The sequence below is a fragment of the Ruegeria sp. BHSA162 genome (genome assembly GCF_059613385.1).
Window position 1 is genome coordinate 1 of the sequence record NZ_JBXWSK010000004.1, and the last position, 23,584, is coordinate 23,584.

Annotated in this window: 21 protein-coding genes; 13 read left to right on the forward strand and 8 right to left on the reverse strand. The window is 61.4% G+C overall.

Annotated features, from left to right (window positions below):
- A partial coding sequence (locus AC2FM5_RS02290) for an MFS transporter (RefSeq protein ID WP_496733663.1) occupies positions 1-481 on the forward strand: 481 nt, incomplete at its 5' end.
- Positions 482-589: 108 nt separating this feature from the next.
- Positions 590-1,168, forward strand: a complete 579-nt coding sequence (locus tag AC2FM5_RS02295) for a DUF924 family protein (protein WP_170338132.1) — start codon at positions 590-592, stop codon at positions 1,166-1,168.
- On the opposite strand, the gene AC2FM5_RS02300 is transcribed toward AC2FM5_RS02295, so the two are convergent.
- Positions 1,165-1,596: a hypothetical protein gene (locus AC2FM5_RS02300; protein WP_170402480.1), complete on the reverse strand. Its 432-nt coding sequence runs from the start codon at positions 1,594-1,596 to the stop codon at positions 1,165-1,167. The two genes, AC2FM5_RS02295 and AC2FM5_RS02300, sit on opposite strands and share 4 nt — an antisense overlap.
- Positions 1,597-1,807: 211 nt before the next feature.
- On the opposite strand from AC2FM5_RS02300, the gene lpdA reads away from it, so the two are divergent.
- On the forward strand, positions 1,808-3,202 hold the full coding sequence (gene lpdA / locus AC2FM5_RS02305; RefSeq protein WP_170432131.1) for a dihydrolipoyl dehydrogenase: 1,395 nt from the start codon (positions 1,808-1,810) through the stop codon (positions 3,200-3,202).
- 158 nt (positions 3,203-3,360) lie between these two features.
- Here the strand turns inward: lpdA and AC2FM5_RS02310 are convergent, their stop codons facing one another.
- Positions 3,361-4,746, reverse strand: coding sequence for a dipeptidase (locus tag AC2FM5_RS02310; RefSeq protein WP_496733664.1), 1,386 nt, complete (start codon positions 4,744-4,746; stop codon positions 3,361-3,363).
- A gap of 341 nt (positions 4,747-5,087) precedes the next feature.
- On the opposite strand from AC2FM5_RS02310, the gene hemA reads away from it, so the two are divergent.
- The 4 genes from hemA (at position 5,088) to AC2FM5_RS02330 (ending at position 9,530) form a co-directional block, all read left to right on the forward strand.
- Positions 5,088-6,311 (forward strand): 5-aminolevulinate synthase, encoded by a 1,224-nt coding sequence (gene hemA, locus AC2FM5_RS02315; RefSeq protein WP_170338140.1) that lies wholly within the window; start codon positions 5,088-5,090, stop codon positions 6,309-6,311.
- Positions 6,312-6,440: 129 nt separating this feature from the next.
- Positions 6,441-7,661, forward strand: coding sequence for a helix-turn-helix domain-containing protein (locus tag AC2FM5_RS02320; protein WP_170338648.1), 1,221 nt, complete (start codon positions 6,441-6,443; stop codon positions 7,659-7,661).
- A gap of 72 nt (positions 7,662-7,733) precedes the next feature.
- Positions 7,734-8,855, forward strand: coding sequence for a flavodoxin-dependent (E)-4-hydroxy-3-methylbut-2-enyl-diphosphate synthase (gene ispG, locus AC2FM5_RS02325; RefSeq protein WP_170358814.1), 1,122 nt, complete (start codon positions 7,734-7,736; stop codon positions 8,853-8,855).
- 279 nt (positions 8,856-9,134) lie between these two features.
- Entirely contained in the window at positions 9,135-9,530 is a 396-nt protein-coding gene (locus AC2FM5_RS02330) for a hypothetical protein (RefSeq protein WP_170366255.1), read from the forward strand.
- A 43-nt stretch (positions 9,531-9,573) separates the two neighbouring features.
- On the opposite strand, the gene AC2FM5_RS02335 is transcribed toward AC2FM5_RS02330, so the two are convergent.
- Both AC2FM5_RS02335 and AC2FM5_RS02340 read right to left on the reverse strand, forming a co-directional pair.
- Positions 9,574-10,332 (reverse strand): DsbA family protein, encoded by a 759-nt coding sequence (locus tag AC2FM5_RS02335; protein WP_170338145.1) that lies wholly within the window; start codon positions 10,330-10,332, stop codon positions 9,574-9,576.
- On the reverse strand, positions 10,329-11,711 hold the full coding sequence (locus AC2FM5_RS02340) for a M48 family metalloprotease (RefSeq protein WP_170363260.1): 1,383 nt from the start codon (positions 11,709-11,711) through the stop codon (positions 10,329-10,331). The genes AC2FM5_RS02335 and AC2FM5_RS02340 overlap by 4 nt, the downstream gene beginning before the upstream one ends.
- Between AC2FM5_RS02340 and AC2FM5_RS02345 the strand changes: the two genes are divergently transcribed.
- From AC2FM5_RS02345 to AC2FM5_RS02355, 3 genes are all read left to right on the forward strand, one after another.
- A complete protein-coding gene (locus AC2FM5_RS02345; RefSeq protein ID WP_496733669.1) occupies positions 11,710-12,873 on the forward strand; it encodes a pyridoxal phosphate-dependent aminotransferase in 1,164 nt (387 codons plus the stop codon). The two genes, AC2FM5_RS02340 and AC2FM5_RS02345, sit on opposite strands and share 2 nt — an antisense overlap.
- 65 nt (positions 12,874-12,938) lie before the next feature.
- The gene (locus AC2FM5_RS02350) at positions 12,939-14,159 is read left to right on the forward strand and encodes an N-acetylmuramoyl-L-alanine amidase (protein WP_170437826.1); all 1,221 of its coding nucleotides are present in this window, start codon (positions 12,939-12,941) and stop codon (positions 14,157-14,159) included.
- 95 nt (positions 14,160-14,254) lie between these two features.
- Entirely contained in the window at positions 14,255-16,744 is a 2,490-nt protein-coding gene (locus AC2FM5_RS02355; RefSeq protein ID WP_170338660.1) for a penicillin-binding protein 1A, read from the forward strand.
- Here AC2FM5_RS02355 and AC2FM5_RS02360 read toward each other — a convergent pair.
- The gene (locus tag AC2FM5_RS02360) at positions 16,738-17,571 is read right to left on the reverse strand and encodes an aminoglycoside phosphotransferase family protein (protein ID WP_496733672.1); all 834 of its coding nucleotides are present in this window, start codon (positions 17,569-17,571) and stop codon (positions 16,738-16,740) included. The genes AC2FM5_RS02355 and AC2FM5_RS02360 overlap by 7 nt on opposite strands.
- A gap of 78 nt (positions 17,572-17,649) precedes the next feature.
- Between AC2FM5_RS02360 and prfB the strand changes: the two genes are divergently transcribed.
- The 3 genes from prfB to AC2FM5_RS02375 all read left to right on the forward strand — a co-directional run bounded on the left by prfB (position 17,650) and on the right by AC2FM5_RS02375 (position 21,111).
- On the forward strand, positions 17,650-18,777 hold the full coding sequence (gene prfB / locus AC2FM5_RS02365; protein WP_170368612.1) for a peptide chain release factor 2: 1,128 nt from the start codon (positions 17,650-17,652) through the stop codon (positions 18,775-18,777).
- Positions 18,778-18,882: 105 nt separating this feature from the next.
- Complete coding sequence (locus tag AC2FM5_RS02370; protein ID WP_496733674.1) at positions 18,883-20,283, forward strand: amidase; 1,401 nt, start codon at positions 18,883-18,885, stop codon at positions 20,281-20,283.
- A 24-nt stretch (positions 20,284-20,307) separates the two neighbouring features.
- The gene (locus AC2FM5_RS02375) at positions 20,308-21,111 is read left to right on the forward strand and encodes a DUF2189 domain-containing protein (RefSeq protein WP_496733676.1); all 804 of its coding nucleotides are present in this window, start codon (positions 20,308-20,310) and stop codon (positions 21,109-21,111) included.
- A gap of 10 nt (positions 21,112-21,121) precedes the next feature.
- On the opposite strand, the gene AC2FM5_RS02380 is transcribed toward AC2FM5_RS02375, so the two are convergent.
- The 3 genes from AC2FM5_RS02380 to AC2FM5_RS02390 form a co-directional block, all read right to left on the reverse strand.
- Entirely contained in the window at positions 21,122-21,343 is a 222-nt protein-coding gene (locus AC2FM5_RS02380; protein WP_170338672.1) for a hypothetical protein, read from the reverse strand.
- Positions 21,340-22,497 carry an aromatic ring-hydroxylating oxygenase subunit alpha gene (locus AC2FM5_RS02385; RefSeq protein WP_496733679.1) on the reverse strand — a complete coding sequence of 386 codons (1,158 nt, stop codon included), beginning with the start codon at positions 22,495-22,497 and terminating at the stop codon, positions 21,340-21,342. The genes AC2FM5_RS02380 and AC2FM5_RS02385 overlap by 4 nt, the downstream gene beginning before the upstream one ends.
- Positions 22,498-22,608: 111 nt before the next feature.
- The gene (locus AC2FM5_RS02390; protein ID WP_254440317.1) at positions 22,609-23,325 is read right to left on the reverse strand and encodes a helix-turn-helix domain-containing protein; all 717 of its coding nucleotides are present in this window, start codon (positions 23,323-23,325) and stop codon (positions 22,609-22,611) included.
- Positions 23,326-23,584 lie beyond the last annotated feature (259 nt).

A 23,584-nucleotide genomic window follows, 5' to 3' on the forward strand; every position in this document is an offset into this window, starting at 1 on the left:
GTTGATCCTGCTGGTGTCGGTCGTGGGCGGCATCAGTGCGGCGGTGGGCATGGTTTTCGGGGTCGACTTCCCGGTTTTGCTGGCTGCGGCCTTTGTCATCGGCGGCATGTCCAATCCACTGTATTCCCTGCTGATCGCCTACACCAACGACTACCTCGAACACGAAGATATGGCAGCCGCGTCCGGCGGGCTGATTTTCATCAACGGGCTCGGCGCAATTGCCGGCCCGCTGATCACCGGTTGGCTGATGGGGGATGCCGTGTTCGGGCCGTCCGGCTTCTTCCTGTTCATTGCCGCACTACTGTTTGCCATGGCGGTCTATGCGGTCTACCGGATGACCCAGCGGGCCTCGGTGCCCGTGGACGAGACTGGCACCATGTCGCCGCTGTACCCGACGGCATCGCCGGTCGCACTGGAAGTTGCGCAAGAAGTCGCGATCGAAGCCGCGCAGGACGAAGAGGAAGAACACCAACCTGCCTGACCGCCGGATTTATGTCGTCAATGTTGCAATATGTTACTGTAACAAGTCTGTAAAACCGACTTATATGACATTACGTCCCTCGGGGGGGAACAGACGGAGTCAAGGGCAATGGTCGGTCCTGAAGAAGTACTGAGTTTCTGGTTGGATGAAGTAGGCCCCGAGGGGTGGTACCGCGAAGATGAAGCGCTGGATGCGCAGATACGGGACCGCTTCCTTGAGACATGGCAAGCCGCGTGCGAGGGTAAGTTCTCTCTGTGGTTGACATATCCCAGCGGATCGCTGGCCTACATCATCCTCATGGACCAGTTTCCGCGCAACATGTTCCGAGGCAGCGGCAAAGCCTTCTCATCCGACAAGGCGGCACTGGCAGCAGCGAAATGTGCCGTCGACAAGGAATGGGATCTGAAGATCGACGAGCCAGCCCGACAGTTCTTTTACCTGCCGATGATGCACTCAGAGAACCTGTGCGATCAGGAGCGCTGTGTGCGCCTGATGTGCCAGCGCATGCCGGAACATGGTGCAAGCAATCTGCTGCATGCCCGCGCCCATCGTGAGGTGATCCGCAAGTTTGGGCGTTTCCCATACCGCAACGCGGCGCTAGCCCGTGAGACCACGGCACCCGAAGCCGCATATGTCAGCGGCGGCGGATACGGCACAACGGTGCGTGAGTTGCAGGCGGCGGGTTAGGCCGCCTTCCCACATCCGCGCAATTCGATCAGCCTGGCCGTTGTGGCATCGACGGCCGTGGTGATTGCGTAATCAATCAGTAGCTGAGGGTTTTCGACCAGTTCGTTGAGGCGGGCCTGCGTGGTTTCCAGCTTGGCCTGGACCTCGTCCAATCGCACCAGCGCCTGCTGAAGCTTCTGCTTCAACTCCGGCTCATCATCTCCCAGGATGCGAATACCGGACAGATCAGCGCGCAGACTTGCAAGATCCTCTCGGACGCCCTGCGCCTGTTCACGCAGCGGCTGAACGATTTGCAGGCTTTCTCTGAAGTTGTCCTGAATATTCTCGACGCTTCGCGCCAGCTTCCAACCAAGGAACAGACACAGAGCCACAAGGATCAGTGTGGCGTTCAAAAGGGCAAGCAACAAATCTTTGAGAGTCTTGGCCATGATTGGTTTCCCTAAAATCTGCAGATCCGAAATTCGAACATGGTTGCAGGTCTTTTCTAGCCTTCAAGGGACGCGGGGTATAGGCTGAATACCGCGCGCTCTTGTTTTGATGACCCTGCGTCACATATGTCGCGGGGCAGCATATTGATGCGTTCAAAAAAATAGTTTAACGGTAAACTAGTTTTCAATCGACCTGCGCCGAGAGGTAAACATGGCTGCACAATCCTTTGATCTGATCGTAATCGGTGCGGGCCCCGGCGGCTATGTGGCTGCCATTCGTGCGGCCCAACTGGGCCTCAAGACCGCCGTGGTCGAGCGCGAGCATCTGGGCGGCATCTGCCTGAACTGGGGCTGCATCCCGACCAAGGCCTTGCTGCGGTCGGCCGAAGTGTTCCACCTGATGGAGCGCGCAAAGGACTTCGGTCTGAGTGCCGACAAGATCGGTTACGATCTGGACGCGGTCGTCAAACGCTCGCGCGGGGTTGCCAAGCAACTGACCAGCGGCGTCGGTCATCTGCTGAAGAAGAACAAAGTCACCGTCGTGATGGGCGAGGCGAAAATCCCGTCGAAAGGCAAAGTGACGGTCAAGACCGACAAGGGCACCGAGGATCTGACGGCGAAGAACATCATCTTGGCCACCGGTGCCCGTGCGCGCGAGTTGCCGGGCCTGGAAGCAGATGGCGATCTGGTCTGGACCTACAAACATGCGCTGCAACCGGCCCGGATGCCGAAAAAGCTGCTTGTTATCGGGTCCGGAGCGATCGGGATCGAGTTTGCCAGCTTCTACAATACGTTGGGCGCAGACACGACCGTGGTCGAAGTGATGGATCGGGTCTTGCCGGTCGAAGACGCCGAGATCAGCGCGTTCGCCAAGAAGTCCTTTGTCAAACAGGGTATGAAGATCATGGAGAAGTCCATGGTCAAGCAACTGGATCGCGGCAAAGGCAAGGTGACGGCTCATATCGAAACCGGCGGCAAGGTCGAAAAGCACGATTTCGATACTGTCATCTCTGCCGTTGGGATCGTCGGAAATGTCGAGAACCTCGGGCTTGAGGCGCTGGGCGTCAAAATTGACCGCACCCATGTGGTGACGGATGCATACTGCCGGACCGGGGTCGATGGCCTCTATGCAATCGGCGACATCGCCGGGGCGCCTTGGCTTGCGCACAAGGCCAGCCACGAAGGCGTGATGGTCGCAGAACTCATCGCTGGCAAACATGCCCATCCCGTGAAACCGGAGAGCATCGCTGGATGTACCTATTGTCATCCCCAGGTCGCGTCGGTTGGCTATACCGAGGCCAAGGCCAAGGAGCTTGGCTTTGATGTCAAGGTGGGCCGCTTCCCGTTCATCGGCAATGGCAAGGCAATTGCATTGGGCGAGCCGGAAGGCATGATAAAAACCGTATTCGACGCGAAAACCGGCGAGTTGCTGGGCGCCCATATGGTTGGTGCGGAAGTGACCGAACTGATTCAGGGCTATGTCGTCGGTCGCCAGTTGGAGACTACCGAAGAAGACCTGATGAATACAGTCTTCCCGCACCCGACCTTGTCGGAAATGATGCATGAATCGGTTTTGGACGCCTACGGGCGCGTGATCCACATGTAAAACGGTCTGTCCGCGGGCTGCGGCTTATGGGGGCGGTGCCCCCGGCCGCGTTGCCCGCGACACCCCCGGGTTACTGCCGGCCAGATGAAGTTCGCATCCGCGCTTCACCCGGCTCGGAATATCCCGGAGCGCAAGGCTGCGCCTTGCGATATTCGCGGCTATCGGCTCAGAGCGTCCAGAATTCGGGCCCACGAGCGGATCCCTTTGTGAAAGCTCTTCACGTCGTATTTTTCATTGGGCGAATGGATTGCGTCATCGTCGTTGGCATAGCCGACCAACATTGAATCCAGACCCAGGACCGTATTGAAATATCCCACCACCGGGATCGATCCTCCCATGCCGGTGAAAACGGCTTCGCGCCCCCATTCGTCGGACAGTGCGGCGCGTGCCGCTTCGAATTCCGGGCGATCCAGGTTCATCACGGATGCGGGGGAGCCCTCGAGATCATTGTCCCAGACGACTTTGGCGTCAGCAGAGAGCCGGTCTTCAACATGCTTCCGGATCTTGTCGCGCAGTTTGTCCGGGTCCATTTCACCGACCAGGCGACAGGTGATCTTGCAGTGCGCCTGGCTGGGGATCACCGTTTTCGAACCGGCGCCGTTGTAGCCGCCCCACAACCCGTTGATCTCCAGCGTCGGGCGCGCCCACTGCTGTTCCAGGGTCGAGTGCCCTTTCTCACCATGCGGTCGCGTGTAACCCACCGAGTTGAGGTATTCGGCCTCGTCGAAACCACAGTTCTCCCACTGGCGCAGCTGCTCGGCGGAGACTTCGTGGACCCCTTCGTAGAAACCTTCCACAGCGACCCGTCCGGTTTCCTCATCGTAGAACGAGGCAACGATCCGCGAGATTTCCCGCAGCGGGTTCAAGCCGGGGCCGCCGTAGTGGCCGGAATGCAGGTCGATGCGCGGACCGATGATGGTGAATTCGTCCTTGAGCATGCCGCGCAGTTGCGATGCGATCGAGGGCACACCGCGTGATACCATCGAGGTGTCGCAGACCAGCGCCAGATCGGCCTTCAACTCTTCCTTGTTGGCCTCGAGAAATGGGACCAGCGAAGGTGAACCGGATTCCTCTTCGCCTTCGAAGAAAAACGTGATGCGGCAAGGCAGCTTGCCGTTGACCGCCTTCCAGGCGCGGCAGGCTTCGACAAAAGTCATCAACTGGCCCTTGTCATCCGAAGAGCCCCGTCCGCGGATGACCTGACCGTGTTCTGTCTCTTCCAGCGCCGGGTCGAACGGGTCACGGTTCCACAGGTCCAAGGGATCAACGGGCTGCACATCGTAGTGGCCGTAGAACAGCACGTGCGGGGCGTCCGCATCGTCGCCGACATGGCCCACGACCATCGGGTGGCCCGGGGTGGGGTGCTTTTTCGCATCGATCCCGATGCTTTTGAGGTCGTCGACCAACCAGTCGGCTGCCTTGTCCACGTCTTTCTTGAAGGCCGGATCGGTGGAAATCGACGGGATTCGCAGAAACTCCATCAGCCGCTCGATGGAGGCTGAGAGGTCGGAGTCGATTTTGCTCAGAGTGGCGTCAAGCGACATGGGTGTACTCCTGAATGTATGAGATATTGCGGCGGACCCTAACAGCGCTGGCAGCGCCGTCCAGCCCGTAGCGGCGGGAAAACGCGCGTCTGATCGGAAACATTCTGCGCGAAACGGCACGTAACCTGCGTCGTTTCCTCGCGCCTTATGGTCTCAACTTTACTTGTCGCTGCGGGTTCAAGGCGATAATTGATGCAAATCAAAGTTGCGACCCCTGTCTGGGCGTTAGGCAGGAAACCTGAAAATAGGCGCGGATGCGGCCGAAAATTCGGTTATGATACGCATCGGAACACAGCCTTGCCGTGCAATCACCCTGCGGCGGGGTCACGAAGGAGGGTCCTTTGGACTACACTGCTCAGCTCGACTCAGCGATTGCCAGGCTGCACGACGAAGGCCGTTACCGGACCTTCATCGACATCGAACGCCGCAACGGACATTTTCCCCATGCCGTGCGTACGCGTCCCGACGGGTCACAGCAGAACATCACCGTCTGGTGCGGCAACGACTACCTTGGCATGGGGCAGCACCCCGTCGTGCTGGAGGCGATGCACGAGGCGATCGACGCAGCCGGAGCGGGCTCTGGCGGGACGCGCAACATCTCGGGGACGACCGTCTACCACAAGCGGCTCGAGGCCGAGCTGGCCGATCTGCACGGCAAGGAAGCGGCCCTGCTGTTCACCAGCGCCTACATCGCCAATGACGCCACGCTCAGCACGCTGCCCAAGCTGTTTCCCGGGCTGATCATCTATTCCGACGAGCTGAACCACGCGTCGATGATCGAAGGTGTCCGCCGAAATGGCGGGGCCAAGCGGATCTTCCGTCACAATGACGTTGAGCACCTGCGCGAGCTGCTGCAAGCCGACGATCCGGCGGCGCCGAAGCTGATCGCGTTCGAGTCGGTCTACTCGATGGATGGCGACTTCGGTCCGATCGAACAGATCTGTGATCTGGCCGACGAATTCGGCGCGCTGACCTATATCGACGAAGTGCACGCGGTTGGGATGTACGGCCCGCGCGGCGGCGGTGTGACCGAGAGAGACCGCCTGGCGCACCGGATCGACATCATCAATGGCACTTTGGCCAAAGCCTACGGCGTGATGGGTGGGTATATCGCAGCAAGCGCGAAGATGTGCGATGCGGTCCGTTCATATGCCCCGGGCTTCATCTTCACCACCTCGCTGCCACCATCGGTCGCGGCCGGTGCTGCGGCCTCGGTGGCGTATCTCAAGACAGCGCCCGAACTGCGTGAGCAGCATCAGACCCAAGCCAAGATCCTCAAGCTGCGACTGAAGGGTCTGGGCTTGCCGCTGATCGATCACGGCAGCCACATCGTTCCGGTGATCGTGGGCAACCCGGTGCACACCAAAAAGCTCAGCGACATGCTGCTGGATGACTACGGGATCTACGTGCAGCCGATCAATTTCCCGACCGTTCCTCGGGGAACCGAGCGTCTGCGCTTTACGCCTTCGCCGGTCCATGGACCCAACGAAATGAACCGTCTGGTCCAGGCCATGGACGAACTTTGGTCACATTGTGCGCTAAATCGCGCCGAACTTGCTGGTTAACCTAACGCCGACATGTGCAACTTGTTTGCCGCGTGTTAAGCTTACGCTAACAAAAGTAGCGGACGAATCGTTATGGGGATGATTCGCCGTTAGCGTGAAACACGCGATGGGCAGAATGGGGCAGCAGGAATGATTGGGCGCAGGACACAGCGCAATTCCGAAGAAGACGTGGACGTCAGGCCCAAGGGGTTCGACGACTACGAAGTACGGCTTGGCGACGTGATGCGCGGTGAGCGCGCAACGATGGGCAAGTCTCTTCTCGACGTACAGCGCGAACTGCGGATCAAGGCCAACTACATCGCTGCCATCGAGAATGCCGATCCCGACGCATTCGACACACCCGGCTTCATCGCCGGGTATGTGCGTTCTTACGCCCGTTATCTGGGGATGAACCCTGACGACACTTTTGCCGCGTTCTGCAAGGAAAGCGGGTTCGAAGTGGCCCATGGAATGTCCGCACAGGCATCGGTCGTCAAAAAATCGGTCGGGGACCTTCCGAACCGTGGCCCGATGGGGCGCGATCCGTTCATTTCGCCGAACACGCCCTACATTCCCGGCCGCGAGTCCGTGTTCAGCCAGATCGAGCCGCGCGCCGTAGGCTCGTCGCTTGTCCTCCTCGCGCTGATCGCCGGGATCGGATATGGCGGCTGGTCGGTTCTGAACAAGATCCAGCAGGTTCAGGTCTCGCCCGTCGAACAGGCCCCGGTCGTGCTGTCCGATCTTGACCCGCTGTCGGCCATCCGGACCGAGTCCGGAACGACCGAGGTTGCGGCCGCTGAAATTCCCAGCCCCGAAGCGCTGGACCGTCTCTACCGCCCCCAAGCACTGGATGTACCGGTGATGGTTGCACGGGATGCCCCGATTTCCACACTCGATCCTCGGACCGTAGGCACGTTCCGTCCGCCGGAAGTCCCGGAAATCGCGCTGGCTGAAATTCATACCGTCGAAAGAACTGCCGCGACCCTTCCACAGGTGGTTGAAAAGGTCGACACGTCGCTGAAAATCGTCGCGGTCGAACCGGCCTGGATGCGGGTCACCGCAGCGGATGGCAGCGTGATCTTCGAAGGCACGTTGGGAACCGTCGAAAACGGCAAGAGCTTTGAGGTTCCCTTGACGGAAGAGCCGCCGCAACTGCGGGCCGGTGCGTCGGGCAACGTGTATTTCTCGATGAACGGCGAGCTCTATGGGCCGGCTGGTGCACCGGGAACCGTCGCCAAGGGTGTGGTTCTGTCCAAGGACGCTGTGGCCGAGACTTATGCCGTGGCGGATCTTGAGGCTGAGCAAAACATTGCGCTCAAACAGCTGGTGGCTGAGCTTCAGACACAATCCGCCGAGGCGCCGGCAGAGTGATCTTGCCATTGCGGCGGGCTTGCCCCCGGACTATCTAAAGGCCAGACCCCAGGCTGACGCGGATCCGTTTTCATGTCTCTGAACCATGTGCGCCCTTGGCGCGACATCTATCGCCGCAAATCCCGCCAGATCATGGTTGGCAATGTCCCGGTAGGTGGCGACGCGCCGATTGCCGTTCAGACCATGACCAACACGCTGACGACCGATGTCGCCGCGACCGTGGCGCAGGTACAAGCTGCGGCAGAGGCGGGGGCCGATATCGTGCGTGTTTCGGTCCCGGACGAGGCGTCGTCGAAAGCGTTGAAGGAGATCGTGCGCGAAAGCCCGGTGCCGATCGTGGCGGATATCCATTTCCACTATCGCCGCGGGATCGAGGCCGCCGAGGCCGGTGCCGCCTGCCTGCGCATCAATCCGGGCAATATCGGTGACGAGGCGCGGGTGAAAGAGGTCATCAAGGCCGCACGCGACCACAATTGCTCGATCCGCATCGGCGTGAACGCGGGCAGCCTGGAAAAGCACCTGCTGGAGAAATATGGCGAGCCGTGCCCTGAAGCGATGGTGGAAAGCGGGTTGGAGCATATCCGTATTCTGCAGGATAACGATTTCCACGAATTCAAGATCAGCGTGAAGGCCAGCGACGTGTTCCTGTCGGCCGCGGCCTATCAGGGCATCGCCGAGGCCACCGACGCCCCGATCCATCTGGGCATCACCGAGGCCGGTGGGCTGGTCAGCGGCACGATCAAGTCGGCCATCGGGCTGGGCAACCTGCTGTGGATGGGCATCGGCGACACGATCCGCGTCAGCCTGTCCGCCGATCCGGTCGAAGAGGTGAAGGTCGGGTTCGAGATCCTCAAGTCTCTTGGCCTGCGCCATCGGGGCGTGAACATCATCTCGTGCCCGTCCTGCGCGCGGCAGGGGTTCGACGTGATCAAAACCGTCGAGACGCTGGAACATCGGCTGGAGCATATCAAGACGCCGATGAGCCTGTCGATCATCGGCTGCGTCGTCAACGGCCCCGGTGAGGCTCTGATGACCGATGTCGGTTTTACCGGCGGCGGCGCAGGCTCGGGCATGGTGTATCTGGCGGGCAAGGCCAGCCACAAGATGTCGAACGAACAGATGATCGACCACATCGTCGAGCAGGTGGAAAAGAAGGCGGCCGAGCTGGAAGCCGCGGCCGAGGCGGCGGAGTAGTACTTTAACTTCGATCCGGAACTAATTCATCATAAGCCATTTTTAGGCCCATTTTTGCGGTATCAATCGCGATATCGACTGTCTGGACCGGAGTTCGATTCTTTGAAACCAATGCCTTTCGTGACGGCCCTTGCCGTCGTCCTTCTTTCTGCGTGCAGCAGCCCCTCTACCGGGTCGGACAAACGCCCCGGTTTCTTCAGTGTTCCAGTTCCGCAGTCTGCACCGGGGACGCAACTTGGGTATATGTCGGTGCATGTGTCCGGTTTCGGAAATGACGGAGTGACAACGCGCGCAGACGTCCGGCTCAGCCCGGGCGGGACCGGCAAACCGCGGGGCCGTTTGACCCCGATCATGAATGTCGACCCGCAGCTGGCGTCTCGGGTCGCGGTATCGTTCAAAACCGGTCAGGATGCCCAGGCGGCCTATGCTTTGGCGAAACAGATCGCCAGGGCGACCTACTGCCCAACCGGCCCAATTTCTGAAAACACCGGTATTCGCAAGTACGACAATCCCCAGGACCTGCAGGCAATTCTGGCTGAAAGCAAACGGCAGGGGCGTGACGTCATTCCATCGGGAATTCGGGGCAAATCCGTACCCGCGACCCAATTTAGAAAAACTGGAACTCCGACATGGGTCGTGTCGATGAAATGCGACGCCCCGTATCCAAACGACTAGGGCGTCGTTTCAACGGGGCGGCGATCAAGCCGCCCCAGCTGCTTCAGCCGCGTTCAGCCCGCACACCGTCAGCGATCTGTTTCATCTGATCTGCGGGCAGGAAGCCCCGCAGCATCTCGGTGCCCAGAACAAAGGATGGGGTGCCTGAAATCCGCATGCGCTGCGCCAGTGCCCGCGTCTTGGCAATTTCTTCGGTCACTTCGTCGCTGTCCATCGCCGCAAGGATGGCGTCACTGTCCAGTCCCAGCCCGTCCGAGATCCGGCGCAGCGTCACTTCCGAAGGCTCGCCCGTGAATTCCAGCAGGGCGTCATGGACTTGCTTGTACGCGTCATCCCCGGCGACCTGCTTGGTGGCGATGGCAAAGCGCGACGAAAGAACCGACGCATCGCCCAGAATTGGGAACTCCTTGATGATCAGGCGGATGTTGCCATCCTCGGCCAGCAGCGCGTCCACTTCGGGGACCGCGCGGCGACAGTATCCGCAACGGTAATCCATGAACTCGACCAGGGTGATGTCGCCGTCCGGGTTGCCACCGACCCAGCTATAGCCGTCATTGAACAGCTCGTCGGCGTTTTCAGCGATCAATTGCTGGTCGGCCTGTGCTTCGGCTGCGGCGTTGCGTTGCTCAAGGATGTTGATCGCCTCGAGAATGACTTCGGGATTTTCCAGAAGGTATTCCCGCACTTGCGCGCCGAACTCTGCTCTTTCGGATTCGGTCATCGAGGACAGATCCAGCGCATTGGCCGGACCGGCAATCAGGGAAAGCCCCAGAAGGGCAGGTGCTGCGTGTCTGAGGATCATTTCCGGTTCCTTTTCGATTTCTCAGCTTGTTCTGCGGCAATCAGCACATCCTGTGCCCGTTGCCAACCCGTCGAGCCTTCGGGCAACTGACCGATGGCTCGTCTTGCGTGAATGCCGGCATCCAGCAGACGCCCCTCCAAGGCGAACCGCTCGGCAGTGACGGCGGATGCCATACCGTTGTTGCCGACCTTTGAATAGGCCATTCCCAGATCCTGCATCAGGCGGCCGTTCCGGTAGTCGCGGGCGCGTGCGCTTTCCAACACCTGCAGGGCCTTTTTGGTCTGTCCGTCAGCAAGCAGGGCGCGCCCGTAGCCAGCCATGATCAATGCGTCGGTCGGAGCCAGCTCGGACGCCCTGGCATAGGCCGTGACCGCCTCCGAGACCCGAAGGTTCTCCAAAAGGATCTGCCCCTTCAGTTCGTGATAGAACGGATCGTCAGGGCGGATGGCCAGCGCACCATCAATGGCTGCCCGCGCAGCCGAAAGGTTGCGGTTCTGATGATGGGCGGCGGCCTCGCGCATCAGGCGAATATCCTGCGCCGTTTCTTCCTTGGCCCGCCGCAGGGTCCAGCCGGGAGAGCGCAGAAACGCGGACAGCTTGCCCTTGACCCGCGCAAACCAGTAGTCGGCATTGGGGTTAGATTTCGCCCGATCCCCGAATTGGTACAGAAATTCCTCGGCGGCGCGCAGACGTTCACGGCTGGTCGGGTGCGAGCGCATATAGGGATCCTGATTGATCTCGCTCAGCAATTCCTGGCCGGCGAACTTGCGGTGCAGTTCGACCATGCCGATGGGAGAAATCTCGGCCCAACGCAGGTAGCTGGCGGCGCTGCGATCCGCCGAGGATTCTTCGGCCCGCGTGTGGCCCAGAAAACTGCGGATTGCGGCCCCTTGGGTGCCGGCGGCAATGCCCGCGGCGGCCTCTCCGCCGCCCGCAGCGGCGGCAATCAGAGCCAGCGCGGTACCGAAACCGGCCGCGCGTTGAGCCGCCCGAAGGTTCTCGGCCCGGCGGGCGAGGTGCCCGTTGGCGATATGGGCCGCCTCATGCGCGATCACGGCCTGCAGCATCTCGGGGCTGTCGACCGTCAGGATCAGTCCGTGGTTCAGGTAGATCGTGTTGTAGTCGATGACGAACGCGTTGAACGTGCCGTCCTTGACGACCATCACCCGCACGCGGTTGGTGTTCAAGCCGGCGGCGCGCAAGATCGGAAAGGCAAGTTCGCGCAGCCCGTGTTCTATATCGGGGTCGCGGATCAGGCTTTGCGCGTGGCTTTGCGCGGTCGACGCCATCCACAGCGCCACTGCCAGCAGAATTGCCGGGATTGACGCCAGCCGGGATCCGCGTTCAAAAGCCATGGTCGCAACATGGGAGATGGGCATGCGAAACTCAACCCGGTCGGGCGTTGATCCCTTCATCGTGATGGACGTGATGGAGGCCGCGCGCCGCGCCGAAGAGGCAGGGCGCCACATCATCCACATGGAGGTCGGCCAACCCGGAACCGGCGCCCCGCAAGGCGCGCTGGAGGCGCTGGCCGACGCGATGCGGCAAGGCCCGCTGGGCTATACCGTCGCACTGGGTCTGCCGGCGCTGCGGCAACGCATCGCACGGATGTACGGCGAATGGTACGACGTCGACCTGAACCCCGATCGGGTGGTGATCACTCCCGGATCCTCGGGCGGATTCCTGCTGGCCTTCACCGCGCTGTTCGACAGCGGTGACCGGGTGGGGATCGGCGCGCCGGGATATCCGTCCTATCGGCAGATTCTGCGGGCGCTGGGTCTGGTGCCGGTCGATCTGCCGACTGCGCCGGAAAACCGCCTGCAACCCGTGCCTCAGGACTTTGCCGGGCTCGACCTGCAGGGGCTGATGGTGGCCTCGCCCGCAAATCCGACCGGAACCATGCTGGACCACGTCGCCATGGGCGCGCTGATCGAGGCCGCGCGGGGGCAGGGGGCCTCGTTCATCAGCGACGAAATCTATCACGGGCTGGAATACGAGGCCAAGGCCGTGACCGCGCTGGAACTGACCGACGAGTGTTTTGTCATCAACTCGTTTTCCAAGTATTTCTCGATGACCGGCTGGCGGGTCGGCTGGATGGTGGTGCCCGAGGATCAGGTGCGCGTGGTTGAGCGCATCGCCCAGAACATGTTCATCTGCGCGCCCCATGCCAGCCAGGTCGCCGCGCTGGCCGCGATGGATTGCGAAGACGAACTGCAGGGCAACCTGGCCGTCTATCGCCGCAACCGCGACCTGATGCTGAAGGGCCTGCCCGAGGCCGGGTTCACGAACATCGCGCCACCCGACGGGGCGTTCTATGTCTATGCCGATGTCTCGGACCTGACCGATGACAGCCGCGCCTTTGCCGCCGAGATCCTGGACAAGGCTGGCGTCGCCGTGACGCCGGGGCTTGATTTCGACCCGGTGCGCGGCCACACGACCCTGCGCTTTTCCTACGCCCGGTCGACCGAGGACATCGAGCAAGGCCTTGAACGGTTGCGCAGCTTCATGGCGGATCGCCAGACCGCGCAGAAGTCGGCCTGAGGCGTTCACAAACCGGCCACGCTGCGATAGGCTCCTGCCAAACGATCTCGGGAAAACTTGAGGCCATGAGCAGGATCTTCTTCGTATGTGCGCTGATTTGGGCGCTGGCCGGAGCCGTTTGGGCGCAGGAATTCAACGCCTTGGCGCGGGTCCTGCCCGAGCAGAGCCGGATCACTGACGGCAAGGGTGCGGGGGTGACGCTTGAGCTGGGGCTCAGTCAGGGCGTCCCGTATCGCGTTTTCACGCTTCAAGACCCTTACCGTATGGTCATCGATTTCCAGGAGGTCGACTGGAGCGGCCTTGATCGGGCCAAGCTGTTGCAGACCCGTCGGATCAGCGGCGTCCAGTTCGGCGCCTATGTGCCCGGATGGTCCCGGATGGTGCTGGATCTGGGGGCGCCCTTGGCCGTCGATACGGCGGCCATGCGCGTGGACCCCGACAGCGGGGCCGCGGTTCTGACGCTGAATCTGAAAGGTACGGATTTCGACAATTTTGCCGCCAGCGCGGGTGCGCCGCGCAATCCGGGCTGGGATTTGCCTGCGCCTGCCGTCACGCCCCCGGTCGTGCCGCGAGATGGCGAAAGACCGCTGCGCGTTATGCTGGACCCGGGGCATGGTGGCATCGACCCCGGCGCGGAATCGGGTGGCGTTAACGAAAAAACCCTGATGCTCACGTTTGCGCGCGAACTGCGGGAACACTTGCTGCGCGCTGGCGGATACGAGGTCGTGATGACCCGGGTGGACGATCACTTCGTGTCGCTCGAACGCCGAATATCTCTGGCCCATCGGGCCAGCGCCGATGTGTTCATTTCGTTGCACGCGGATGCATTGTCCGAGGGGCAGGCTCATGGGGCCACTGTCTATTTCCTCTCCGATGAGGCCTCGGACGTGGCCAGCCAGAAGCTGGCCGAGCGGCACGACCGCAGCGACCTGATCGCGGGTATCGACCTGAGCGGCTCGGACGACCAGATCGCTGACGTTTTGCTGGACATGGCACGGCAGGAGACCCAGCCGCGCTCGGAAGCTTTGGCCCATGCGCTGGCGCACGGCATGGGGCAGCAGGGCGGCCCCATGAATCGGCGCCCGATCCGCAGTGCGTCGTTTTCCGTCCTCAAGGCAGCCGACATTCCCTCGGTTCTGGTCGAGATCGGATTCATCTCCAGCCCCAGAGACCTGAAAAACCTTGTAAATCCCGAGTGGCGCATCGGAATGGCGCAAGGAATCCACCAAGGTCTTGAAGCCTGGCGCCAGCAGGATCTGATCCGCCGCGGCTTGATTGGGCAGTGACCCTGCGGCGCAAAGTGGCTAGAATGCGCCCGTGTGTTTTGACCCTTGGGTGCAGCGACACTATATAGGCGTCACCGCGAACAAAAGGCAGCAACGTGATCCGGTTCATTCTTTCGATTTTCGGGGCGGTTTTCAGCCTCGTCACCTTGGGTATTTTCATGGTCGCGCTGGTGATTGGCGCGGTCTTCTGGATGTATGGCCGCGACCTGCCCAGCCACGAGTCGCTGGCCCAGTACAAGCCGCCCACCATCAGCCGTATCTATTCGGGCAAGGGTCAACTGATCGACGAATTCGCGCAGGAGCGCCGTCTGTTCACCCCGTCCGAAGAAATCCCGGACCTAGTGAAGCACGCGTTTATCTCGGCGGAAGACAAGAACTTCTATTCCCATCAGGGGTACGACCCACGCGGGATCATCGCAGCCGGAATCGAGGCGGTCCAATCCAAGGGCGAGACGCTGCGCGGCGCGTCGACCATCACCCAGCAGGTGATGAAGAATTTCCTGCTGTCCGGCGACCGGCGGGTCGAACGCAAGATTCAGGAAATCATCCTCGCGACCAGATTGGAAAAAACGCTGAACAAGGAACAGATCCTTGAGCTGTATCTAAACGAGATCTTCCTTGGCCAAAACTCCTACGGCGTGACCGCCGCTGCACAGACGTATTTCAACAAGACTTTGCAGGAACTGGCCCCGCATGAAGCCGCGACGCTGGCTGCGATGCCCAAGGCGCCTTCGGACTATCACCCGGTGCGCCAGAAACAGCGTCTGTTGGATCGCCGCAACTACGTGCTGCGCGAGATGTATCAGAACGGATATATCGATCAGGCAACCTATGAGACTGAAGTGGCGCAACCGCTGCGTTCGGTTCAAAACGGTGATTTCGAAAGCTTCCGCACCGCACTGCCACCGCGCGACTATTTCACCGACGAAATCCGCCGCCAGCTGAGCGAGGACTTCGGCGAGGGTGAGTTCTTTACCGGTGGTTTCACCGTCCGGGCCTCAGTTGACGAGGAGATGCAGGTTGAAGCCGCACGCGCCCTGCGCGAGGCGCTTCAGAAATATGACCAGTCGCGCGGCAAGTGGCGCGGCACGGGTGAAACCATCCCCGAGGAAAAACTGGCAGACGAAGCGCAGTGGCGCGAAGCTCTGGCGATCATGGAAATTCCGCGGGACGTGGTGCTGCCCACGCAATGGTACCCCGCGGTGGTGCTGGATGTGGCCGATCAGCAGTTGACGGTAGGGATCGAGAACGGTCCGGCTGACGGCATCATCCCGCGCAGCGACATCAAATGGATGCAGGGTGACTTCAAGGCAAACTTCAAACGCGGCGACGTGATCCTGGTCGTTGCCGGGGAAGAGGGCCAGTGGTCCGCCCGTCAAGTTCCCGAGGTCCAAGGCGGCTTCGTGGCGATGGATGTGAACTCGGGCCGCGTTCTGGCGATGCAGGGCGGGTTCTCGTACCAGGACTCGGTGTTCAACCGGGCAACCCAGGCGCAGCGCCAACCGGGATCGGCCTTCAAGCCTTTCGTCTATGCGGCAGCACTGGACAGTGGCTACAGCCCAGCGACCATCGTCGTAGACGCCCCGATCGAGGTGAACACACCGCAGGGCTTGTGGACCCCGAAGAACTCGACCAACAAATTCTACGGGCCGACGCCCCTGCGCACCGGGATCGAGCAGTCGCGAAACCTGATGACCATCCGACTGGCGCAAGAGGTTTCGATGCCGGTGGTTGCGGGATACGCGGAGCGGTTCGGTGTGTATGACAACATGGGTCCCTACTTGGCCAATGCGCTGGGGGCCGAGGAGACGACGCTCTACAAGATGGTGGCGGCCTATGCGATGTTCGCCAACGGCGGCGAGCGGGTCGAACCGACTCTGGTCGACCGGATCCAGGACCGGTTCGGCAAAACGATCTATCGGCATGATGACCGGCAGTGCCTGGATTGCAACTCCAGCTGGCTGGAGCCCGACGCCTCACCCACGATCGTGACCGACCGAGAGCAGGTGATGGATGCAATCACGGCTTATCAGCTGACGTCGATGATGAAGGGCGTGGTTGATCGCGGCACCGCGTCTCGTGTGGTCAATCTGCCGGTTCCGACGGCTGGCAAGACCGGTACGACCAACGAATCCAAGGACGCCTGGTTCATCGGCTTCACCTCGAACATCGTTGCCGGGTGCTACATCGGGTATGATCGCCCGCGCCCGATGGGGCGGGGTGCTTACGGCGGCACGCTGTGCGGTCCGGTCTTCCAGAGCTTTATGGAAAAGGCCGTCGAGAAATACGGCGGCGGTCCGTTCGAAGTGCCGCCGGGTGGGCACTTCATCAAGATCGACCGTTTCAGCGGTGCCCGTCTGCCGGATGACGCATCGGGTGACTATGTGGTGGCCGAGTATTTCCGTGATGGCGTCGACGGGTTCATCGACCGTGTCTATGACGGTGGTTTTGCGATGGGGTCCGATCTGCCGTTGTTCGAAGAAGTGACCAATGGCGGGCGCCAGGTCCAGACCTCGACCGGGCAGACCATCATCGTGGGGCCCAAGGCCAGCCAGGGCGATCTTCAGGGCGGCGGACTTTACTGATCTGCAGCGCTTAGAAACAGGCGCAGCAGATCGGCCTCCGGGTCACTCTCGACCGATCCGCCGGACCGCCAGCATATGGACAGGGCGCATTTGGCCGCCGCCCATCGGGCCAGACGCGTCCGCGAAACATTCATCGCCGCGGCGTATAGATCCAGGCACGCGGAAATCTGCCCGACTTCGCACACAAGGTCCGGCATGCCTTTTGGGTGCCGCAGCGCATTTGCCAGTTCGAACGCCGGATCCCCGACATAACCCTTGGCATCGATCACGCGCGGGCCGGACGCAGTCAAGATGACATTGTCGGGGTGCAGGTCTCCATGCAGGGGGAGATGCACGGGTTGCATCTGCAGCAAATCCTGAGCCAAAGCTATGGCGCGCCGCATATCGGCCTGCAGGGGCCGCGTACATTGATCGGCAAATCCGACGTCGAAAAGCGGTGCAAACACTTGCTCCAAAGGCCTCAGCCCGCTCACTTCGACAATCGGATCAGCATGCAGGTTCCGCGCCGTTTCAGCCAGTAGTGTCAGGGCGTCGGCCACGTTGCCCGCCCGTGCATGATCGCCGAGGGTCGGACCCTCGAGCCACTCCATCATGACCGCCCGGCGGTCTTCGGCCAGGATCGCGACGGCGCCCCGGTTGCGCCAGGCGGCCAGCAGGCGGCATCCCGGCGCCTCGTTCCCGCGATCGGCGCGGCGATAGAGTTTGAGCGCGACTTCAGACCCGTCCCCACGTTTGGCCCGCCAGACACGTGCCGCGCCGGTATCCGCCACCAGCCGCGGGTCGGCCAGATGCCATTTCTTCAGGAACTGCTCCGGTCCGTGCTGCATTTGCCTTTCGGGTCATCTTGTGGTGGCCTGAACCTCTTGCTATCACGCAGGCCTGATTGAGCAAGTTGGGACCTGACCATGCGCGCCGAAATCCAGAACATCGTGGCCGAGATCCAAAAATCGCTGGAGCTGCTGGCCCAGCGTATGGACTATGAAACCGCGCCGCATCGGCTGGAGGAGTTCAACGCCCGCGTCGAGGACCCCAACCTGTGGGACAACCCCGAAAACGCGCAGAAGCTGATGCGCGAACGGCAGGTTCTGGTCGATGCCATCGAGACCTACGAGTCGATCAAGACCGATCTGAACGACAACATCGAACTGATCGAATTGGGCGAGATGGAGGACGACGAAGAGGTCGTCAAGGATGCCGAAGAGGCCCTGAAGAAACTGCGCGACAAGGCGGCCGAAAAAGAGCTTGAGGCGCTTCTGGACGGCGAGGCCGACGCCAACGACACCTTCCTTGAAATCAACGCGGGCGCCGGGGGCACCGAAAGCTGCGACTGGGCCTCGATGCTGGCGCGGATGTATGTCCGCTGGGCCGAGAAAAAGGGCTACAAGGTCGAGCTGCAGTCGGAAACCCCGGGCGAAGAGGCGGGGATCAAGTCGGCGGCCTACAAGATCTCGGGCCATAACGCATATGGCTGGCTGAAATCCGAAAGCGGCGTGCACCGGCTGGTGCGCATCTCGCCCTATGACTCGGCGGCCAAGCGGCACACGTCGTTCAGCTCGGTCTGGGTCTATCCGGTGGTGGACGACAACATCGAGATCGAAGTGAACCCGGCCGACATACGCGTCGATACCTACCGGTCCTCGGGGGCGGGCGGTCAGCACGTCAACACCACCGACTCGGCGGTGCGGATCACCCACATCCCGACCGGCATCGTGGTGACCAGTTCGGAAAAATCGCAGCACCAGAACCGCGACATCGCCATGAAGGCGCTGAAATCGCGCCTGTACCAGATGGAACTGGACCGCCGCAACGCTGAGATCAACGCCGCGCACGAAGCAAAGGGCGATGCGGGCTGGGGCAACCAGATCCGGTCCTATGTCCTGCAGCCCTATCAGATGGTCAAAGACCTGCGCACCAGCTACGAGACGTCGGACACCAAAGGGGTCCTGGACGGTGATCTGGATGCATTCATGGCAGCCACTCTGGCTCTCAAGGTCTCGGGCAAAAGCCGGGCCGAGGCGCAGTCGGACGACTGATGCCGCGCAGTTGAACTGCGTGGAAAAGATATATCCAAAACACCGGGTTTAAATGCACACATGGGGTCGCTAGGCTGAGCGCAAGCAAAGCTCGGACGTAACCCCATGAACCTAAGCGATACTTCAGCCGCTGATCTTCTCGAGAAACTCGCGACAGGGCATTTGTCGGCCGCTGAGTTGATGCGCGCGACGCTCGACCGGATTGCCCAGGTGAACGGGCAGGTCAATGCAATCGTCGCGCTGCAGGACGAGGATGTGCTTATGGCACAAGCCCGGGCCGCCGACGACAAGTCGGGCCGCGGGCCGCTGCATGGGCTTCCGATTGCCGTCAAAGACCTGGTCAATGTGGCTGGCATCGCGTCGACCCAGGGGTCGCCGGTTTTTCGCAATCACGTCCCAGCCGTCGACGACCTGATCGCAGCACGGTTGCGGGCTGCTGGGGCTATCCTGATCGGAAAGACGAACACACCGGAGTTCGGGTTGGGCTCGCACACCTTCAATCCGGTCTATGGCGCAACCCGGAACCCATACGATCCGGCCCGGTCCTGCGGTGGGTCTTCGGGTGGCGCAGCGGTGGCCTTGGCCACAGGGATGGTCGCGCTGGCGGATGGGTCGGACATGATGGGCAGCCTGCGCAATCCGGCCGCGTGGAACAACGTGTACGGCTTCAGGCCCAGTTGGGGCCGGGTTCCCTCGGAACCACAGGGTGATTTGTTCCTGCACCAGCTCTCGACCTTGGGGCCGATGGCCCGCAGCCCGCAGGATATCGGACTATTGCTGGATGTGATCTCTGGCCCCGATCCGAGGCAGCCTTTGAGCGTTCCCTGCGACCCCGTCACCCCATTGTCTGTCGAAAGCCTGGACGGGATGCGGATCGGATGGCTGGGAGATTGGGGCGGCGCATTCCCGACCGAGGAAGGGATTCTGACCCAATGCAGCAACGAGTTGGCGATTTTTGAGGGGCTCGGCGCAACCGTCGAGGACGTACCGCCGCCCTTCGATGCCGAGCGCCTGTGGGACAGCTGGATCACCCTGCGGTCGTGGAACGTAGCAGCAAGTCTGCTGCCTTTGGCCGACCGGAAAGACGTCCTGAAGGACACCGCGCAATGGGAGCTGGAGCGAGGTCTGGCCCTGACGGCGATGGAGGTCCACGCAGCCAGCGTCACCCGTTCGGATTGGTACCGTCGGGCGGTTGAACTGTTCGCCGAGTATGATGCGCTGGTGTTGCCGGCGGCTCAGGTGTGGCCGTTCCCTGTGGATCAGCCGTATCCGCGCAGCATTGGTGGGGTCGCGATGGACACCTATCATCGTTGGATGCAGGTGGTCACGCCGGTCAGCCTGATTGGTCTGCCCTGCCTTTCGATACCGGCGGGGTTTGGCCCCGGAGGACTGCCGATGGGAATGCAACTGTTCGGGCCGCGCGGCAGCGACGCGCAACTGCTGGCTTTGGGGGCCGCCTTTCACGCCGTGACGCATTGGCCGCAAAAACGCCCGGCCATGGCCTGAGGGCAAGGGGAGGAGAAACGTAACATGGAAAAGCCATTCGGAGTGCCAACGCTGAAACCGGCGGATATCGGCATGTTGCGCACGGCGCTGCATCGCGCCTGGCAGGATTATCGCCGCGCACCGGTCTTTGGCCTGCTGTTCGGCGGCTTCTACGTTCTGGTCGGGTGGTTGATGGCCTGGGTAACCGTGCAAACGGGCACCTCGTTCTGGCTGGTGCTGGCTGCCATCGGCTTTCCGCTGATCGGGCCATTCGCCGCCGTGGGTTTGTACGAGGTATCGCACCGGCTCGAGCGGAATGAGCCTTTGGACAATGGCGCCATCTTCGGTGTCGTGATCCAGCAGAGCCGCCGTCAGTTGCCGTCGATCTGCGCGATCATCGTCGTGATGTTTCTGTTCTGGTTCTTTCTCGGCCACATGATCTTTGCGCTGTTCATGGGGCTGTCGACAATGACAAACGTGTCGTCATCGCTTGAGGTATTTCTGACACCCAACGGTCTGGCCATGCTCGCTGTCGGCACTGCTGTAGGCGCGATCTTTGCCATCCTGCTTTACATGATCACCGTGTTGTCGATCCCGATGCTGCTGGACCGGGAACTCGACTTCGTCACTGCCATGATCTCGAGCTATGCCTATGTCAGCGTGAACAAGCGGGTCATGTTGGGCTGGGGTGCCTTCATTGCGGTCACGACCTTTGTCGCCATGGTGCCCTGGTTTTTGGGATTGCTGATCGTGTTGCCTCTGTTCGGTCATGCCAGCTGGCACCTGTATCGGCAGATCACCGAAGACGATGCAGCGGCGGGGCCGGTCGCCGAGCCGGCCCAAGCCTAGGTTCTCGGGGTCAGGAATCGGGCACTTCGCGGCCCATGTCGACCAGCATCTGACGCAGACGTCCCGCGCCGGGCAGGTTGGCTTCAAGCGCATGGACATAGGCGTGGGTCAGAAAAAAGCTCCGGGCGTCGTCGTCCTGCTGGCTGGCGGCGGCCAATTCGTACAATTCAGCCAAAGCCGTGATGTCACCCGCCGCATGCGCCTGCAGAAGGCGGGTGTGCAGGTCGGTCATTCAGCGGCCAGTTCGTTGCGATGTGCCATCAGACGCTGCGCCACCCAGTCGTGGAACAGATGGGTCGGCCCGTCCATCGCCGGCGAGAAATGTCCGCCGTCAAACCCCGGCGCCGCGCGGCCACGCTGCATCCCTTCTACGACGAACACATCCTCTTCAAAGACCACTTTCCACTGCTCGGCATTGCGGGCGCGCAGATCCGCATCGGTATCCGGCGCCGAATAGAACAGGTGGATGTGCTCCGAGGTCCGGTTCTGGGCCTCGGGCCGCAGAATGATGGCGAAGGCGTGGTCCCGGTGCACGCCCAGCAGCACGTTGGGGAAGGCGGCAATGTATTCGGCTGCGGTGTCCCATTTCTCGCTGAGACCTTCGAAATCGGGAAAAACCCGACCGTCCTCAGTTTTCAGTTGCCGATAGACCAAGGTTCCCTGACCGGAATAAAGGCCGGGCTCCTGGATGTGATAGTGGTCCTCAAGCCGCGAGTAACTGTTCAACCCGGGATGCACCCACGGTAGGTGATAGCTTTCGCAGTAGTTCTCGACCGCCAGCTTCCAGTTGCAATTGACGTCCAACCGAAAGGAACTTTCCGGGCCGCCGTGGTACAGCGGTTTGTCGAACTCGGCCCAGCGCTCGATCAGCCTGGCGTTGGCATCCTCGAACGCCGGCGCGTCGCCCGAGACGTTGATCCAAACCACGTCGCGCCATATATGGCTACGCACCTCGATCAGGCCGAGTTCCGATTTGCTGACCGCGTCATGCGCGTTCTGGCCCGGGCCGCCCACATGCGGCGTGGCGACCAGCCGGCCTTCGGTGGAATAGCACCAGCTGTGATAGGGGCAGCGAATGGCGCCTTCGATCTTGCGGGGCTCTTCGACCAGGATCATGCCGCGGTGACGGCAGATATTCTGAAACACACGGACCGTACCGGAACGGTCACGCAGCAACAGGAGCGGAATACCCATGAACTCCAGCGGAACCGCGTCACCGGGCTCGGGGACATCGGCGGTGACCGCGAGACCGGCCCAGCCATCCAGCAGCAGGGCGCGAGTTTCTTCGGCGTGCAGGGCAGGGTCCGTATAATGTGCGTTGGGCAGGCCCAGAGCGGTTTCAATGCTCTGACGAACAGCCGACAGTTCGGTTGGGGTGCTGGCCATCTGGTTCTCCTCGCTTCTCCACCAGCCTAGGCATCCGGGGCCAGCCCTCGCTTACACTTCTGCGACTCCGGCTTTTCTCACAACGACATGCACGGGAGTTTGGGCGGTTTCCTATGTCCGGCGCGCCAGTCTTGCTGCCTCCAGCGTTGCCCGGAAATCGTGGCCCAGATGGCGGATTTCCAATCTGTAGATGTGCGGAGTAGCCGCAGAGTGCTCCATGCACGAACCGATCCAGACGCCGTTGCCATCGGTCATGTCCTTGCGGATCACCATCGTCTTGCTGTCACGACCAGCCTCGCGCGACAAGACTGCGTAGATATTGGGTCCGGCGCAGGCGGCGAAGCCACGAAGTTCACGGCCCGTGGCGGAACGCGTACCGGCCATGGCCGGCGGCAGGAAGCCGCGCAGGACAGCACACTGATGCAGGTGCCGGGTTTGAACCAGCCAATGATGGGCGCGTGGATCGGCTTCGCTGCCATGTTGCGTCACAAGATAGACGCCGCTTGGAAACGTGTCCTCGGTCAAGGCTGCCAGTCCGGGCCGAAGGAACTGGACCACGCTTTCGGGCAGGTCACAGCGCCGGGGCGCGGGGATTTCCTCAAGCGGTTTCAACAGAATGCGGGCATCCACGTCAAAGAACCGGCAGATGCGGTCCAGAACGTCCGGGCGTGGAAAACTCTCGCCAGAAAGATACCGGTTGAACTGCGTGCGGTTGACGCCCAGCTGTCTGCACAGTTCGGCGACCGAAGGATAGCGGTCGGCAAGTTGCCTGAGATTCGCCCCCAGCATGCTGCGCAGCTCGGCGGGCGTGCGAGTGTCTACGGCCATGTCTCACTCTGGTTTGCAACGGTTCGGGAAACACGACCGGATCGGCCAGAAAGGTCGGTCGCCAGTCAAGAAATCGCAAAATTGACCCCATGGAACACGCAGTTTGCGTATTCTGGTCCAAGCGTAACGCGCTCAGGCGCGAACGCAATAGGCATTAAGCCTATTTGTATGGTCTTTTTCCTATCAGTGCTCAGTTACGCACCCGCGGAATTCGATCCGAAAACGCAAAACGCCCCGTCGATCTGCGCGACGGGGCGTT